Genomic DNA, 511 nt, shown 5'->3' on the forward strand with positions numbered 1-511 from the left:
GCCAACCTGTGCCGCTATCCGCTCACCGTTAACTTGCGCGCCGGTTAAGGTGGTATCGCGACCGCTGTGTAAGGTCACTAAACCCCCGCTGTCGAGCGTTGTCTCTTGATGAGCCAGAGAAGTGCCGTTCTCCTTGCCTTTGCTGGCATTGACACTAGCAGAAATGCTAATCCCGGCACTGTTGCCGCTAGCCCCAATCCCTACCCCCAGCGACCCGCCATGGCTGCTATTTTTACCACTCAGGGTTTCATTGTCTTGGCTAGAGTGCAGCAGGATATCCCGCGCGGCGCTCAGCGTCGTATCACGTCCGGCTTTTAGCTGGCTGCCCGTGATATCGATATCCCCTTGGGTGGCCTGTAACCTCAGGTCGCGCCCGGCGGTGAGTTGGCTACCGGCGTGCGTCTGTTGCTCGACTTTCTGCTCGGAGCGGGCGCGTTGGTTACCATAGGAGAGGTTAACCCCCATCGCGTCTTGTGACGTTGGCTGCGTAGTATGTGGGTCGTTGGCGAGT

General features: G+C 58.7%; 1 protein-coding gene. It reads right to left on the bottom strand.

Translation table 11 applies throughout. The annotated features are described in order from the left end of the window. Positions 1 to 511 (bottom strand): hemagglutinin repeat-containing protein (locus HGT70_RS16450; protein WP_214196576.1); only part of this gene is annotated, 511 nt, incomplete at both ends.

Source organism: Rosenbergiella collisarenosi, assembly GCF_018494085.1.
In the GTDB taxonomy this organism is placed as follows: domain Bacteria; phylum Pseudomonadota; class Gammaproteobacteria; order Enterobacterales; family Enterobacteriaceae; genus Rosenbergiella; species Rosenbergiella collisarenosi.